Raw genomic sequence first — 13,405 nt, 5'->3', positions numbered from 1 at the left:
CTAGATGTATTTAGCATTTCAACTCCTATGATCAAGGAGTTTAGCATTTCTGCGGGTTTGTGCGCGACCTAGAACTCCAGCTCGTCCGCGATCGCGGCGATGCCAGCCTTGGCGCAGGCGTCGTCGGCCTCGCCGCCCGGCGCGCCCGACACGCCGATCGCGCCGACCAGCGAGCCGGCGGATTCGATCAGCCTGCCGCCGCCCACGGCCACCACGCGAGGCAGGTTGCGGATGCCCGCCGACGCTTCACCGGGCTGCGTGGCCCGGGCGAGGGCGAGCGTGTCGATCTTGAAGCTGAGCGCGGAAAACGCCTTGTTGGTGGCGGTCTCCGGTGTATGCGTGCCGGCATGCCGGTCGCGCAGCATGACGAGAGGAATCGCCGCGCGATCGGTCACTGCCACTGCGACCTGATGCCCGCTCTTCGCGCACGCGGCGAGCGCGGCCTGCGCCGCGCGCAACGCGGCTTCGGGCGTGAGGTTGCGCACCGTGTACGTCGCCTGCTGCGCGGCGGCTGAACCGGCGAGTGCCACCAGCGCCGCGCACATCGAGGCGCGCAATTTCATGCCCCTTCCCCCAGGTAGCCCGGATTCGGCAATCCCCCCGTGAGCTTCGGCACGTTCGGGCTGCGCGCCGCCACGCGTCCGCCCTTGGCCTTCAGCCATTGCTCGACGAGCTCCCACACCGGCGCGTTGCCGGCGCCGCGCGCTTCTTCCGCCACCGGCGCCCAGCCCGCCACCTTGTAGGTGCGCGCGGCTTCGATCGGCTTGCCGCCGAGGCGCATGTCGTCGATCCGGCTGCCCATCTTCGCGAGCGGGTTGCAGCTGTAGGTGAGGCCGCCCACGCGCACCATGTCGCCGCCTTGCTGGTAGTAAGGGTCCGGGTTGAAGAGGTTGTCGCAGACGTCCTCGAGGATGGTCTTGATCGTCTCGCCCGTCATGTTCGTCACGGTGGCGTACGAGTACGTCGTCGCGGTCATGTCCATCAGCCATTCGCGCGTGATGTCCTGCCCCGCGAGCAGCGAGGTGCCCCAGCGGAAACCGGGGGAGAAGCCGATTTCCGCGCCTTGCACGTCCATGAGCGCATCCAGCAGCAACTGGTCCCCGCTGCCGTTGAAGTTGCCGCGCCGGTACAGCGTGCCTTCGGTCACCGCAAGCTTTTCGGCGAGCTTCGCCTCGTAGGGCGCGCGCACGCGCGTGACGAGCGCGTCCATCTCCTTGTCCGCGGGCAGCAGGTTCGCGAACACGGGCAGCAGGCGATAGCGCCAGTCGCGCAACCTGCCGCCCTGCACGTCGAAATCCATCACCGCGAGGAATTTGCCGTTGGATCCTGCATTCGTCACCAGTGTCTTGCCGCCGCGGTTCGCAACGACGCTGGCCACGGGCATGCCGTCGTGCGTGTGGCCGCCCAGGATGGCGTCGATGCCGCTCACGCGCGTGGCCATCTTCAGGTCCACGTCCATGCCGTTATGGCTCAGCAGCACGACGAGCTGCGCGCCTTGCGCGCGTGCCTCGTCCACCACCTTCTGCATGTTCTCGTCCTGGATGCCGAAGCTCCAGTCGGCCACGAAGTAGCGCGGGTTCGCGATCGGCGTGTACGGAAACGCCTGCCCGATGATCGCGACCGGCACGCCGTTGATGCGGCGCATCGTGTAGGGCTTGAACACCGGGTCGCCGAAGTCGGCCGTCTTCACGTTCTGCGCGAGGAATTCGATGCGGCCCGCGAAATCCTTCTCCACGATCTCCTTCACGCGGTCCATGCCGAGCGTGAACTCCCAGTGGCCCGTCATGATGTCGACGCCGAGCAGCTTGGCCGCATCGACCATGTCCTGGCCCTTCGTCCACAACGCGGTGGCCGACCCCTGCCAGGTGTCGCCGCCGTCTAGCAGCAGCGCTCCGGGGCGGTTCGCCTTCAGGCGCTTGACCAGCGTCGCGAGGTGCGCGAAGCCGCCCACTTTGCCGTAGCGCCGCGCGGCCTGCTCGAAGTCCAGGCAGGTGAGGGCGTGGGCCTGCGCCGTGCCGGGCGGCACGTTCGCGGCCTTGAGCAATTGTTCGCCGACGAGGTGCGGGAGCCGCCCGTTCATGTCGCCGACACCGAGGTTCACGCCCGGTTCGCGGAAGTGGATGGGCTTCAGCTGCGCATGGCAATCCGTCATGTGCAGCAGCGAAACGTTGCCGAATGCCGGGATGTCGTAGAGCGCGTTGCCGGCTGTTTGCGCATCGGCTTCGGCCCAGCGGCCGAGGCCCATCCCGCAGACGGTCGCCGCGGTGAGGGTCTGGAGGAATTCCCGCTTGCCGAGGTTCACCGGTTCACCGGCGACTGCGGGTCCAGCAGCAACGCGACGATGTGGCGCACCTGCGCTTCGTCCAGGATGTGCGCGTAGCCGGCGCGCGGCATGTTGGAGCACGCGTTGTACGCCTTCGCATTCCAGATCTTGCCCCAGGTGTATTCGACGATGGCCCTGGATTCCGGGGCCGCGGGGTTCGTCACGCCGCGCAGCTTGCCGTACTGGTAGAGGCTCGGCCCGATCGTGCCGAAGGAGATTTCCTCCTTCGTGATCTGGTGGCAGTTGTAGCAGTTGCCGCCGTTGGGCGTCTTCGCGTCGTCGGTCCAGGTGAGGCCGCGGCCGTTCTGCGCGATCTGCTCGCCGGCCTTCCAGTCGCCGAGGTACTTGCCGTCGCTCGGCCATTGGACCGTCTTCATGTTCGCGGCCTCGATCGCCTTCGCGCGCTCGGCGGAGATGGCGCGGCCTTCGGCCTGCGCTTCGCTGCACTCGCGGTTGGAGTCGTCCTGCACCAGGCGGTCCACCTTCGCGATGCCCTCGTCGCGGAAGGACGCCTTCACGGTTTGCGCCGTGATGGCGTCGAGCTGCGCGGAACCCGGCAGGCTGGAGCAGCCGGCGATGCCGCCCGCGATGAGAAGGGCCGCGAGGATGCGTCGTTGGTCGATCTTCATGGAGGGGCTCCTCGCCTCAGCGCTTGATGGAAGGCGCGGTGGTCGTGCCGCCCTGGCCGTTGACGCCCAGGTACACGCCGAGCGCGATGGTGGCGTCGCTGCCGAAGCCGGGATAGGGGAAGCGCTGCTGCCGGTAGCAGTCGTTCAGGCGCAGCTGCATGCCCCACATCTGACCGTTGGACACGCGGTACGCGGGCCATGCGCCGAAGCCGGCGCCGGCGCCGGGGTTCTTCGTGAGGTTCGGCAGGTCCTGCAGGCGGATGCGCTTGCCGTCCTCGCCGTGGCAGGACGCGCACGCGAAGTCGTGCGAGCCGCCGCGCATGAAGAAGAGGCGCTTGCCCACCTCGTACATCACCTTCTCCTGCGGATGCGACTGCGGCAGGTTGAACTTCATGCCGCGCGACTCCGCGGCCACGTAGGTCGCGAGCGCCGTCACGTTGTTCTGCTCGTCGCGCCCGAAGGGCGTGGCGGCGATCTTCTTTTCGTCGAAGCCCTGCAGCGTGGCCATGCAGGTGACGAGGCGCGACTCCAGGTCCTGCACGCGCTGCGTGTCGGGGAAGTAGCGCGGCAACTCGACGAACGCGCCCTTGACCACGCCCGGGCCCTTGCCCAGGTTGCACGCTTCCAGCGAGGCGTTCTTCGGGCCGCGCTTCTGCTTCCACAGCGCCTCGCCCTTGGCCTCGAAGAGGTCGGCGGGGTTGCCGTCGGCGAGCATCGCGCGGTATTCCTCGATCGCCTCCGTCGCGCTTTTCTGCGCGAAGGATGCGGTGACGGCGCAGGCCGACGCGGCGGCGAGCAGGGCGAGCCTGGTTCTTGTGTGGGTCATGTCTCCTCCGTTTCTCGGGCTGTCAGGTCACCACGGCTTCGTCGGTGCGCGTGTCGCCCTTGTTGTCTTTCCAGGAGATGGCGATCTTGTCGCCGGCCTTCGCGCCCTTCACCGTGAATTGCAGGAAAGGGTTCTTCGCGACGGCGGGCCCCCATTCGGCGGCGAGCACCTGCTTGCCGTTGTGCATGGCGGTGACTTCGGTGATGTGCCAGGCCGGCACGGTCTTGCCGGCCGCGTCCTTGCGCAGGCCGGTTTCCATCTCGTGGCTCATCAGCACGCGCACGACGGCGTTGCCGCCCTGGGATTGAGCGCGGATGCGCATCGGGTCTGACATGGTGGACTCCTTGTGTCGTGTGTGATCAGCCGCCGCAGCCGCCGAGGGTGACCTTGACTTCCTTCTTGGCGAAGAAGGCCTTGCCGTCGTTCGTGATCGCGACCGCGTACACGTCGGAGGACTGGCCCATCTTGGCGCGCGTGAGGAAGTTCGGCTCGACTGCGTCGCTCGTGTCGAACTTTGCGACCAGCGTGCTCGGGTTCTTCTCGACGAGGATCAGCATGTGCTTCACGTTGGGCAGCGTCGTCGCGACGCCCATGGGCACGACGGCGCCGTTCTCCGCGATGTCGGGCGCGGTGAGCGTCACGTCGTTGCTGGCCGCGGGAGCGCCGGCGCCGAAGGCCTTCATGACGTCGGCCACGCTCTTGGCCTCGAACGCATGGCCGTTCCACGCGGCGAGGGCGTCGCGTGGGAAGAAGCCGGCCGTGGCCAGCAGGCCGGCGACAACGGCGCTTTGTCGGAGGGTTTCGCGACGGGTTTGCATGAGGGCGTCTCCTGGGAATTGAGGGGAATGGTAATGAACGGGGGCTGCACCGCGAATCGGGATATCCCTCCTGCGGCCGGCGGCATTCATGGCGCGGCTCCCGCGGCGAGCCAGCCCGCGATGCGGCGCGCGTCGGCTTCGCTCAGCGTTTGCGGCGGCATGGGGATGGCGCCCCAGGCGCCGGAGCCCCCGGAGCGGATCTTCGCGGCAAGGTAGTCGGCCTTGCCGGCGTGCTTGCCCGCGACCTCGGCCCAGCTAGGCCCGACCACGCGGCTGCTCGCGGCGTGGCAGGCGGTGCAGCTGTTGGCCTGGAGCAGGGCCTGCACCGCGCGGCCGTCGTTCAGGGCCGGGGCGGGCGCGGGCGCGGAGGCGGCGGCCGCGGCGCCGCGCGCGGTGTCGATGCCGCGTTGCGCGCCCACCGTGCGGTTCTGCAGCGCGAGGTTGCCGTGTGCGTTGCGCGCGAAATCGGGCAGGGCGGATGTCACCACGGCCTCGGCCGCGCAGTTCTTCATGCAAGCAGTCGCCTTGACATCGACGGGCGTGCGAGACCCCGGCCACATCGCGTGGTCGCGCGTCATCCCGTTGCGGTTGGGCAGGCGCTGCTGCACCTCGCCGATGTTCTTGTCCGACAGCGTGAAGTCGGAGGGCACCACGTCGGCGAGGTTCAGCAGGTAGGCGGTGGTCGCGTAGACCTCTTCGACCGTGAGCGATTTCGGCTGCGTCCACGGCATCGCGCGGTTGATGTAGTCCCACAGCGTGGAGACCTGCGACACCTTCATCATCGTCGTGCGGCCCGGGTAGTCGCGGCGCGCGAGGCTCGCCACGCGGCCCGTCTTCACGTCGTCCGCCGAGGTGCCGCCCACGAGCGGGTTGAACACCTGGTTCGACTCGCCGAACACGCCGTGGCAGGACGCGCACTTCGCCTCCCAGACTTCCTGGCCCTTCGCCACGCTGCCCGAGCCGGGCGGCAAGCCCTTGAAATCGGCGCGCACGTCGATGTCCCACGCGGCGACCTCCCGGGGCGTCGCGTCGCGGCCGATGCCGGGGAAGCCCGCGGCGTTCACCGTCGCCGCGGTCAAGGCGCACAGTGCCAACGCCACGGTATCAACCCACCTGGACATTCTTCACCTCGCCGTTCGCCTCGACGCCCCACGACTGGATCGCGTTGTTGTGATAGATCGAGCCCTTGCCGCGCACCGCGCGCAGCTGCCGGTAGTTCGGCTGCACGTAACCCGTCTCGTCCACCGCGCGGCTCTGGATGATGGCGGGCTGGCCGTCCCACACCCAGTCGCAGGAAAAGCGCGTGAGGCACTTGCTCAGCACGGGCGTTTCCAGCTTCGCCGCGCGCCAGTTGCGCCCGCCGTCGACGGACACGTCGACGCGCCTGACCTTGCCGCGCCCCGACCACGCGAGGCCGGTGATGCTGTAGAAGCCCCTGTCCAGCAGCATCTGCCCGCCCGAAGGCGTGGTGACGACGCTCTTGCATTCCTGGATGCTCGTGTACTGCCGGTGCATGCCGTCGGGCATGAGGTCGACGTAGTGGACGGTCTCGTCCTTGGTCGCATAGGGCTGGTCGCCCACTTCGACGCGGCGCAGGTACTTGACCCAGCTCACGCCCTGCACGCCGGGCACGACGAGACGCAGCGGATAGCCGTTCTCGGGGCGCAACATTTCGCCGTTCTGGCCGTAAGCCACGAGCACCTCGCCGGAGCGGATCATGCTCATCGGGATGGTGCGCGTCATCGACGAGCCGTCGGCGCCTTCGGCGAGCACGAACTGTCCCTTGCTGAAATCCGCGCCGGCCATCTCGAGCAGGGTGACGAGCGGCACGCCCGTGAATTCGCTGCACGACAGCATGCCGTGGGTGTACTGGCAAGTGGGCACCGCGACGTTGCCCCATTCCATGCCGGTATTGGCGCCGCACTCGATGAAGTGGAAGCGCGACACGGCGGGCAGCCGCATGAGCTCGTCCATCGTGAAGACCTTGGGCGACTTCACCAGCCCGTTGATCATGAAGCGGTGCTTCGACGGATCGACGTCCCACCAGCCCTGGTGGTGCCGCTCGAAATGCAGGCCGCTGGGCGTCACGATGCCGAACATGGACTGCAGCGGCGCGAAAGAGACCGAGGCCTGCGTCGTCTGCGTGAGGCCCGGGCTGCGGCGGCGCTGCACGTTGCCCTCGAACTGCGATGGCTTGCCGTAGCCTTCGGCCAGCGGCTGGCCGAGGCCGGTGGAATGCGTGGGGAGGTTGAGGATGTTGGGGTCGCCGTCGGCCACTTGCGCCCGTGCGCCCGCCACGGCCATTCCGCTCGCAGCGGCGGCGAGTGCGCCCCGCAGGAACCCGCGCCTGCCTTGCGGAGCGAGGAAGTTCTCAGGCGCCTTGCGCAGCCGTCCGGGAATCATGGGTGGCATTCAATCCGTATATGCAGATTGAATGATATATGGCGTCTGGAGAGGCGAGGTCGGGGTTTACGAGTAGTCCGGGGGCAATGCAGGAGAACCGGATGCGGCAGCCGCCCGCCTACCACCCACCCCGCCCTAACCACTCGTCCACATCGCCAAGCCGATCGACACCCCAGAAGCTTTCGCCGTCCACGACCACCGTCGGTGAGCCGAAGATGCCTGCGGCCAGGGACGCCTCCACCGCCTGGCGCAAGAGCTGCCTTGCCTCGTCGCTGCCGATGGCCGCCCGCAACGCCGATGCATCGATGCCATCGGGCAATGCAATCGACACCAGTGCCTGCGCCGTCGACAAGTCCTTGCCGCCACGCCAATACGCGTCGTACACGGCCCGCGCGAATGCGCCTGCGAGTTCGGGATGTCGTTGCTTGACCCAGTGGAAGGCGCGCGCCGCGGGCAGGGGATCCATCGCCGGATCGCCCGCCGCGCGCGCGGGCTCGAAGCCCAGGCGCCTGAAGTGGCGCGCCACGTCGCGCCGCACGTAGTCGCCCTTGAGCGGTGTGTCGAGCAGGGGCTTCAGGCCCATCACCTTCATCACCGCGACGCCGAGCAGCATCGCATGCCATTCGACGCGGCGCCCGTGGCGCGCCGCGATTTCCTCGATGCGCATCGACGCGAGCCAGCCGTAGGGCGAGATGAAGTCGAAATAGAAGTGAACCGGCGATGCTTCCATTTCGCGAGGATACGCCTGGGCCCCCGCTACTTGCCCAGGACCACGGAGGGCAGCCACAGCGAGAACGCGGGCACGTAGGTGACGATGAGCAGCGCCGCGATCAGCGCGCCGTAGAACGGCCAGATCGTGCGCATCACGTAGCCCACGGACACGCCGCCGATCGCGCAGCCGACGAACTGCGTGGTGCCCACCGGCGGCGTGTTGAGGCCGAGCGCGCAGTTGATCAGCAGCACCATGCCGAACTGCACCGAGCTCATGCCGTACTGCTGGCAGATCGGCAGGAAGATCGGCGTGCACAGCAGGATGGTCGCCGCCATGTCCAGGAAGGTGCCCAGCACGAAGAGGATCACGTTCACCAGCAGGAAGATCAGCCAGGGCTGCGTGGTGATGGTCGAGAGCATCTTGCCCGTGAGCTCCGCCACGCCGTACAGGCTGATGAGATAGCCGAAGGTCGACGAGATGCCGATCAGCAGCAGGATCACGCCGGTGGTCTTCACCGCCTTCGAAGCGGCCTTGATGAACTTCTCCCGGGTGAGCGAGCGGTACAGGAACACCGTGAGCGCCAGCGCGTAGAGCACCGCGATCGCGGCCGATTCCGTCGCGGTGAACACGCCGCTCAGGATGCCGACGAGGATCAGCGCCACGACGAAGAGGCCCGGCAGCGCGGAGGCGAAGGAGCGCGCGACGATGGACCATCCCGGGAACGTGCCCGCCGGGTAGCCGCGATGCACCGCGACCAGGTACGCCGCGGCCAGGTTGCACAGCGTGAGGATCAGCGCCGGCATCAGCCCCGCGAGGATCAGCGCGGCGATCGACACCTTGCCGCCCGCGGCCAGCGTGTAGATGATCATGTTGTGGCTGGTCGGCATGAGCGCGCCCACGAGCGCCGCATGCGTCGTCACGTTGACGGCGTAGTCCGCGTGGTAGCCCTCCTTTTTCATCATCGGGATCATCACGGCGCCCATCGCCGAGACGTCCGCGACCGGCGAGCCGGACACGCCGCCGAAGAGCGTGCAGGCCACGACGTTCGACATGCCCAGGCCGCCGCGCACGTGGCCGATCAGGCTCTTGGCGAAATCGACGATGCGGTCCGCGATGCCGCCGTAGAGCATCAACTCGCCCGCGAAGATGAAGAAGGGGATGGCGAGGAACGAGAAGACGTTCATCCCCGAGGTCATCTGCTGGAAGCCCACCGCGAGCGGCAGGCCTTCGTAGAGCAGCGTGGCGAGGGCCGAGAGGCCGATCGAGAAGGCGACGGGCACGCCCAGCATCAGCAGGCCGAAGAAGCTGCCCGCGAGGATCAAAAGGGGAATCGTCATGACCAGGCAGGCTCCACTTCGCGGCCCTGGGCCAGAGCGATCAAATGTTCGATGGAAAACATCACGATGAGCACGCCGGCGATGGCGGCGGGCACGTACTTCCAGCCCTCTGAGATCCACAGAGTGGGCAGGCGGTAGCTCCAGACCGACTGCGCGAGGAACGCGCAGTTGTAGGCCATGGCGGCGCCGAAGAGCAGGATCAGCGCGTGGATCAGGTACTCCATCTTCAGGCGCAGGCCCTCGGGCGCGAGCACGAGGAAGGATTCGAGCCCGATATGCCCGGAGTCGCGCACGCCGACCGCGACGCCGAGCATGGTCACGTACAGCACGAGCAGCAGGGCGAGGCTCTCGGCCCAGGTCGGCGTGCTGTTGAGCACGTAGCGGCCGAACACCTGCCAGGTCACCGCGCAGATCAGGCCGACGATGCCCGCGATGCCCAGCCACATGCAGCCGCGCGCGAGCTTCCTGCAGATGCGCGTGTACAGGCTCACTTGGTGTCCTGGATGCGCTTGACGAGCCCCTTCAGCTTGGCGTCGGTGATGAACTTGTCGTACACCGGCTTCATGGCGTTCTGGAAGGAGGCCTTGTCCACCTGGATGATCTCCGCGCCGCCGGCCTTCACCACGGCCAGGGACTTCTCTTCGCGCTCGTCCCACAGCTTGCGCATGAAGGGCACGGATTCCTTTGCCGCCTGGCGGATCGCCTTCTGGTCGTCCGGCGTCAGCGTGTCCCAGGTCCGCTTGGAAAAGAGCAGCATCTCCGGCGCCATCGAGTGCTCGGTCACCGAGTAGTACTTCGCCACTTCGAAATGGCGCGAGCTTTCGTAGGACGGCCAGTTGTTCTCCGCGCCGTCGACGAGGCCCGTCTTCAGCGCCGTGTACACCTCGCCGTAAGGCATCGGCGTCGCATTCGCGCCCATCGCTTCCAGCAGCGCCACCCACAAGTCCGACTGCTGCACGCGGATCTTCATGCCCTTCGCGTCGGCGAGCGTGCGCACCGGCTTCTTGGCGGTGTAGAGCGAGCGCGCGCCGCTGTCGTAGTAGGCAAGGCCGATGAAGCCTTGCGGCGCGCACGACGCGAGGATCTCCTCGCCGATCGGGCCGTCGAGCACGTGGCGCATGTGCTCCTTGCTGCGGAAGAGGAAGGGCATGGTCGGCACCTGCGTTTCCGCGCAGATGTTGTTCATCGGCGCGATGTTCACGCGCGTCATCGCGAGGGCCCCGATCTTCGTCTGCTCGATCGTGTCCTTCTCGTTGCCCAGGGCGCTGTTGTTGAACACCTTGATCGAGTGCTTGCCGTTGGTGAGCGCCTTGAGCCGCTCGCCCATGAACTTGACGGCATCCACCGTTGGATAGCCGTCGGGGTGGATGTCCGAAGAGCGGAATTCGGTGGCCTGCGCCGCGAAGGCGAAGGCGCACAGCGCGGCGGCCAGCGTGGGCTTGAAGATGTTTGCGGGTGTCATGTCGTCCTCTCGTGGTGGGATGGGTCAGGGTTGGTATTCGGGTTCGGGCAAGCCGCGCACGCCCGGGCGCAGCGCGAAGACGCCGCCCGCGAGCGGCTGGCCGGTGGCCTCCGCATCGGGCGGGCGGATCGACGTGACGTACAGCGTGTCGAGCTGCGCGCCGCCGAAGGCGCACATGGCGGGCTTCCTGACAGGCAGTTCGAGCGAGCGGTCGAGTTTTCCCTGCGGGGTGAAGCGATGCACCACGCCCGCGTCGTTGCCGCAGATCCAGTAGCAGCCGTCCTCGTCCACCGCGGCGCCGTCCGGGCGGCCGGGCAGGGGCGTCATGTCGACGAACAGGCGGCGGTTGGAGGGCCGGCCGCTGGTGGTGTCGTAGTCGAAAGCCCAGATGCGCTGCACCGTGGGATGCGAATCGCTCAGGTACATCGTGCGGCCGTCGGGGCTGAAGGCCAGGCCGTTGGGAACGATGAGGCCGTCGATCAGCGGCACGCATCGGTCTCGCTCGAAGGCATGGAGCACGCCCACGGCCTGCGCCGCGCCCATGTCTATCAGCATCGTGCCCGCGCGAAAGCGGCCCTGCCTGTCGCAACGGCCGTCGTTGAAGCGCATGCCGGGGCGGGCATGCCGGACCTTCGCCATGAGCGTGCCGTGCAACTCGCCCGAGTCGCCGGCGTGCAGGTGATGCACCCCGTCTTCCATCGCGCACAGCCATCCGCCCGCGCCGTGCCGCGCGAAGCAGCCGATCATCTCCGGGGCGGACCAGTGCGTCACCGCGCCGGTCGCGGCCCGCCAGCGATGGAGCGTGCGCGCCGGGATGTCGCTCCAGTAGAGCGCCTGCTCGGCCGCGATCCACACCGGGCTTTCCCCCACGGTGTTGCGCGCATCGAGCACGAGCTCGGCCTGCATGGTGCTCAAAGCGTCTCGAAGGGGCCGAGCTTCACGAAGCCGCCGCCCTGGTAATGCGCGGCCGGGTCCGCCGGGTCCAGGGGGGGCAGCGCTCCAACCCTGGCGCGGAAGGCCTCGGTGTTGTCCTGCGGCTTGAAGCCCAGGTGCGCGGCCTTGCTGTTGTCCCACCACTTGTCGCGGTTGTCGGACGCGCCGTAGACGATGGTGTGGCCGAGCGCCGGCGCGAAGAGGCAGCAGCGCACGAGCTCCGTGAGGTCCCGGTAGCTGAGCCAGGTGATGAGCATGCGCCTGTCCTTCGGCTCGGGAAAGGAGGAGCCGATGCGCAGGCAGGCCGTCTCGATGCCGTAGCGGTCGAAGTAGAAGCGCGAGAGGTCTTCGCCGTAGGCCTTCGACAGGCCGTAGTAGCCGTCGGGACGCTTCGCGCAATCCGCGTCGAGCAGCTTGCCCTGCGGATGGAAACCGATGACGTGGTTGGAGCTCGCGAACACGACGCGCTTCACGCCGTGGCGACGCGCGCCTTCGTAGATGTGGAAGACGCCCTTGATGTTGGCCTCCAGCACTTCCTCGAAGGGCCGCTCCACCGACACGCCGCCGAGGTGGACGATCGCGTCGCAGCCTTCTATGAGACGGTCCACCGCTTCCTTGTCCGACAACTCGCAGGGGATGACTTCCTCGGCATCCCCCGCGGGGGCCATCGGCGCGCGATCGGACAGGCGCATCAGCTTCGCGTAGGGCTTGAGGCTTTGCCGCAACATCTGGCCGAGTCCGCCCGCGGCCCCGGTGAGGAGCAGGCGCTGCAGTCGCGTGGATTCGCTCATCGTGTCTCTGCGCTTTTCTGGTTGGATTTGCGGGAAAACCAGTTGTCGTACAACTGTCGGTTTGATTATCATGAGCCCATGGGAAGCTTGTCAACGGCGCGAACTGCGGGGAATCCCGGGGTTCGCAAGCGCTCGCGCAGCCTCGCGCACGAGCTCGTGGAGAGCATCGGCGCGCGCATCCGCGGCCGGCTGCTGAAGCCGGGCGAGAAGCTGCCGACCGAATCGGAAATCATGCAGGCCTTCGGCGTGAGCCGGACGGTGGTGCGCGAGGCGCTGTCGCGCCTCCAGGCGGCGCAGCTCGTCGAGACGCGCCACGGCATCGGCACCTTCGTGATGGAGCCGCGCGCGGGCCAGGGCTTCGGCATCGACCCGGCGGACGTCGCGACGGCGGTCGACGTGATGGCGGTGCTGGAGCTTCGCATCAGCCTCGAAACGGAATCGTCGGGGCTCGCGGCACAGCGCAGGAGCGATGCGCAGCTCGCGGAAATGCGCGCCGCGCTGGATGCATTCGAGGCCAGCGCGGGCGGGGCGGGAGACGCGATCTCCCCCGACTTCCGCTTCCACCTCGCGATCGCGAATGCGACAGGCAATCGCTATTTCGCGGACATCATGAGCCACCTGGGCGCCGGCGTGATCCCGCGGGCGCGGATCAATTCACCCCGCATTGCACAGGAGGACCTGCCCCAGTACCTGCGCCGCGTGAACCGCGAGCACGAGGAGATCTATTCCGCCATCGCGCGCGGCGACGCCGAGTCCGCCCGCGCCGCAATGCGCATCCACCTCACGAACAGCCGCGAGCGCCTGCGCCTGGCGCAGGAGGCGGTGCAGGCGGGGGCCGTGCCGAAAAAGCGAGCGAGGGGGGTTGTACGATGACTGGCGACTGGGACTTCGGGGACAAGCCGAAGCGGCTGCGCGTGGGACAGGCGATCACGCCGGAGCAGTTCGATGAACTCGACGACGACCAGCTGGCGAGGCTGGTGCCGAAGGCGTATCGCGATTACTTTCCCGGGAAGGATGGCTGTGCGGATGGGTACTTCTATCTGCACGACGGGACGGCGTGGAGTTTTTACAAGGGTGGGTTTCTGGATGAGTGATGCGCTTGAAGCCGGGTTCAAGGACGCAGAATTCGCAGAGGTTACGCAGAAGACCGCAGAAAAAATGCAACTGAATT

Annotated in this window: 16 protein-coding genes; 2 read left to right on the top strand and 14 right to left on the bottom strand. The window is 67.6% G+C overall.

The genetic code is table 11. The features are described from left to right. Positions 1-68: 68 nt before the first annotated feature. The 14 genes from I5803_RS05260 to I5803_RS05195 form a co-directional block, all read right to left on the bottom strand. Positions 69-563, bottom strand: coding sequence for a GlcG/HbpS family heme-binding protein (locus I5803_RS05260; RefSeq protein ID WP_196985342.1), 495 nt, complete (start codon positions 561-563; stop codon positions 69-71). Beyond that, positions 560-2,302 (bottom strand): thiosulfohydrolase SoxB, encoded by a 1,743-nt coding sequence (soxB, locus tag I5803_RS05255; RefSeq protein ID WP_196985341.1) that lies wholly within the window; start codon positions 2,300-2,302, stop codon positions 560-562. The genes I5803_RS05260 and soxB overlap by 4 nt, the downstream gene beginning before the upstream one ends. Continuing rightward, positions 2,299-2,946 carry a sulfur oxidation c-type cytochrome SoxX gene (soxX, locus tag I5803_RS05250; protein WP_354001700.1) on the bottom strand — a complete coding sequence of 216 codons (648 nt, stop codon included), beginning with the start codon at positions 2,944-2,946 and terminating at the stop codon, positions 2,299-2,301. The genes soxB and soxX overlap by 4 nt, the downstream gene beginning before the upstream one ends. A 22-nt stretch (positions 2,947-2,968) precedes the next feature. After that, positions 2,969-3,778 carry a sulfur oxidation c-type cytochrome SoxA gene (gene soxA, locus I5803_RS05245; RefSeq protein WP_196985339.1) on the bottom strand — a complete coding sequence of 270 codons (810 nt, stop codon included), beginning with the start codon at positions 3,776-3,778 and terminating at the stop codon, positions 2,969-2,971. Positions 3,779-3,800: 22 nt separating this feature from the next. Then, complete coding sequence (gene soxZ / locus I5803_RS05240; protein WP_196985338.1) at positions 3,801-4,112, bottom strand: thiosulfate oxidation carrier complex protein SoxZ; 312 nt, start codon at positions 4,110-4,112, stop codon at positions 3,801-3,803. Positions 4,113-4,137: 25 nt separating this feature from the next. Continuing rightward, entirely contained in the window at positions 4,138-4,596 is a 459-nt protein-coding gene (gene soxY, locus I5803_RS05235) for a thiosulfate oxidation carrier protein SoxY (RefSeq protein ID WP_196985337.1), read from the bottom strand. An 86-nt stretch (positions 4,597-4,682) separates the two neighbouring features. Further along, positions 4,683-5,717 (bottom strand): c-type cytochrome, encoded by a 1,035-nt coding sequence (locus I5803_RS05230; protein ID WP_196985336.1) that lies wholly within the window; start codon positions 5,715-5,717, stop codon positions 4,683-4,685. Then, a complete protein-coding gene (gene soxC, locus I5803_RS05225) occupies positions 5,701-6,999 on the bottom strand; it encodes a sulfite dehydrogenase (RefSeq protein ID WP_435520842.1) in 1,299 nt (432 codons plus the stop codon). Before soxC ends, I5803_RS05230 begins: the two co-directional genes overlap by 17 nt. A gap of 118 nt (positions 7,000-7,117) precedes the next feature. Then, on the bottom strand, positions 7,118-7,729 hold the full coding sequence (locus tag I5803_RS05220; protein WP_196985334.1) for a 2-hydroxychromene-2-carboxylate isomerase: 612 nt from the start codon (positions 7,727-7,729) through the stop codon (positions 7,118-7,120). 26 nt (positions 7,730-7,755) lie between these two features. Then, the gene (locus I5803_RS05215) at positions 7,756-9,048 is read right to left on the bottom strand and encodes a TRAP transporter large permease (protein WP_196985333.1); all 1,293 of its coding nucleotides are present in this window, start codon (positions 9,046-9,048) and stop codon (positions 7,756-7,758) included. Continuing rightward, positions 9,045-9,533 carry a TRAP transporter small permease gene (locus I5803_RS05210; RefSeq protein WP_196988464.1) on the bottom strand — a complete coding sequence of 163 codons (489 nt, stop codon included), beginning with the start codon at positions 9,531-9,533 and terminating at the stop codon, positions 9,045-9,047. Before I5803_RS05210 ends, I5803_RS05215 begins: the two co-directional genes overlap by 4 nt. Positions 9,534-9,535: 2 nt before the next feature. Further along, positions 9,536-10,510, bottom strand: coding sequence for a TRAP transporter substrate-binding protein (locus tag I5803_RS05205; protein WP_196985332.1), 975 nt, complete (start codon positions 10,508-10,510; stop codon positions 9,536-9,538). Between the two features lie 24 nt (positions 10,511-10,534). Then, positions 10,535-11,416 (bottom strand): SMP-30/gluconolactonase/LRE family protein, encoded by an 882-nt coding sequence (locus tag I5803_RS05200; protein WP_196985331.1) that lies wholly within the window; start codon positions 11,414-11,416, stop codon positions 10,535-10,537. Positions 11,417-11,421: 5 nt separating this feature from the next. Continuing rightward, on the bottom strand, positions 11,422-12,234 hold the full coding sequence (locus I5803_RS05195; RefSeq protein WP_196985330.1) for an NAD-dependent epimerase/dehydratase family protein: 813 nt from the start codon (positions 12,232-12,234) through the stop codon (positions 11,422-11,424). Positions 12,235-12,312: 78 nt separating this feature from the next. Between I5803_RS05195 and I5803_RS05190 the strand changes: the two genes are divergently transcribed. Further along, complete coding sequence (locus I5803_RS05190; RefSeq protein ID WP_196985329.1) at positions 12,313-13,107, top strand: FadR/GntR family transcriptional regulator; 795 nt, start codon at positions 12,313-12,315, stop codon at positions 13,105-13,107. Further along, entirely contained in the window at positions 13,104-13,328 is a 225-nt protein-coding gene (locus I5803_RS05185; RefSeq protein WP_196985328.1) for a hypothetical protein, read from the top strand. Before I5803_RS05190 ends, I5803_RS05185 begins: the two co-directional genes overlap by 4 nt. The last annotated feature ends 77 nt before the right edge of the window (positions 13,329-13,405 follow it).

It is taken from the genome of Caenimonas aquaedulcis (genome assembly GCF_015831345.1).
Classification (GTDB): domain Bacteria; phylum Pseudomonadota; class Gammaproteobacteria; order Burkholderiales; family Burkholderiaceae_C; genus Ramlibacter; species Ramlibacter aquaedulcis.
Note: the sequence above shows the minus strand (reverse complement) of the source record. Positions and strands in the feature narration are given on the sequence as shown.

Excerpts from the sequence above, each read along its gene's own strand:
- I5803_RS05260 (WP_196985342.1), bottom strand. The coding sequence starts at position 563 with ATGAAATTGCGCGCCTCGATGTGCGCGGCGCTGGTGGCACTCGCCGGT.
- soxA (WP_196985339.1), bottom strand. The coding sequence starts at position 3,778 with ATGACCCACACAAGAACCAGGCTCGCCCTGCTCGCCGCCGCGTCGGCC.
- soxZ (WP_196985338.1), bottom strand. The coding sequence starts at position 4,112 with ATGTCAGACCCGATGCGCATCCGCGCTCAATCCCAGGGCGGCAACGCC.
- soxY (WP_196985337.1), bottom strand. The coding sequence starts at position 4,596 with ATGCAAACCCGTCGCGAAACCCTCCGACAAAGCGCCGTTGTCGCCGGC.
- I5803_RS05230 (WP_196985336.1), bottom strand. The coding sequence starts at position 5,717 with ATGTCCAGGTGGGTTGATACCGTGGCGTTGGCACTGTGCGCCTTGACC.
- soxC (WP_435520842.1), bottom strand. The coding sequence starts at position 6,999 with ATGATTCCCGGACGGCTGCGCAAGGCGCCTGAGAACTTCCTCGCTCCG.
- I5803_RS05220 (WP_196985334.1), bottom strand. The coding sequence starts at position 7,729 with ATGGAAGCATCGCCGGTTCACTTCTATTTCGACTTCATCTCGCCCTAC.
- I5803_RS05215 (WP_196985333.1), bottom strand. The coding sequence starts at position 9,048 with ATGACGATTCCCCTTTTGATCCTCGCGGGCAGCTTCTTCGGCCTGCTG.
- I5803_RS05205 (WP_196985332.1), bottom strand. The coding sequence starts at position 10,510 with ATGACACCCGCAAACATCTTCAAGCCCACGCTGGCCGCCGCGCTGTGC.
- I5803_RS05200 (WP_196985331.1), bottom strand. The coding sequence starts at position 11,416 with ATGCAGGCCGAGCTCGTGCTCGATGCGCGCAACACCGTGGGGGAAAGC.
- I5803_RS05195 (WP_196985330.1), bottom strand. The coding sequence starts at position 12,234 with ATGAGCGAATCCACGCGACTGCAGCGCCTGCTCCTCACCGGGGCCGCG.
- I5803_RS05190 (WP_196985329.1), top strand. The coding sequence starts at position 12,313 with ATGGGAAGCTTGTCAACGGCGCGAACTGCGGGGAATCCCGGGGTTCGC.
- I5803_RS05185 (WP_196985328.1), top strand. The coding sequence starts at position 13,104 with ATGACTGGCGACTGGGACTTCGGGGACAAGCCGAAGCGGCTGCGCGTG.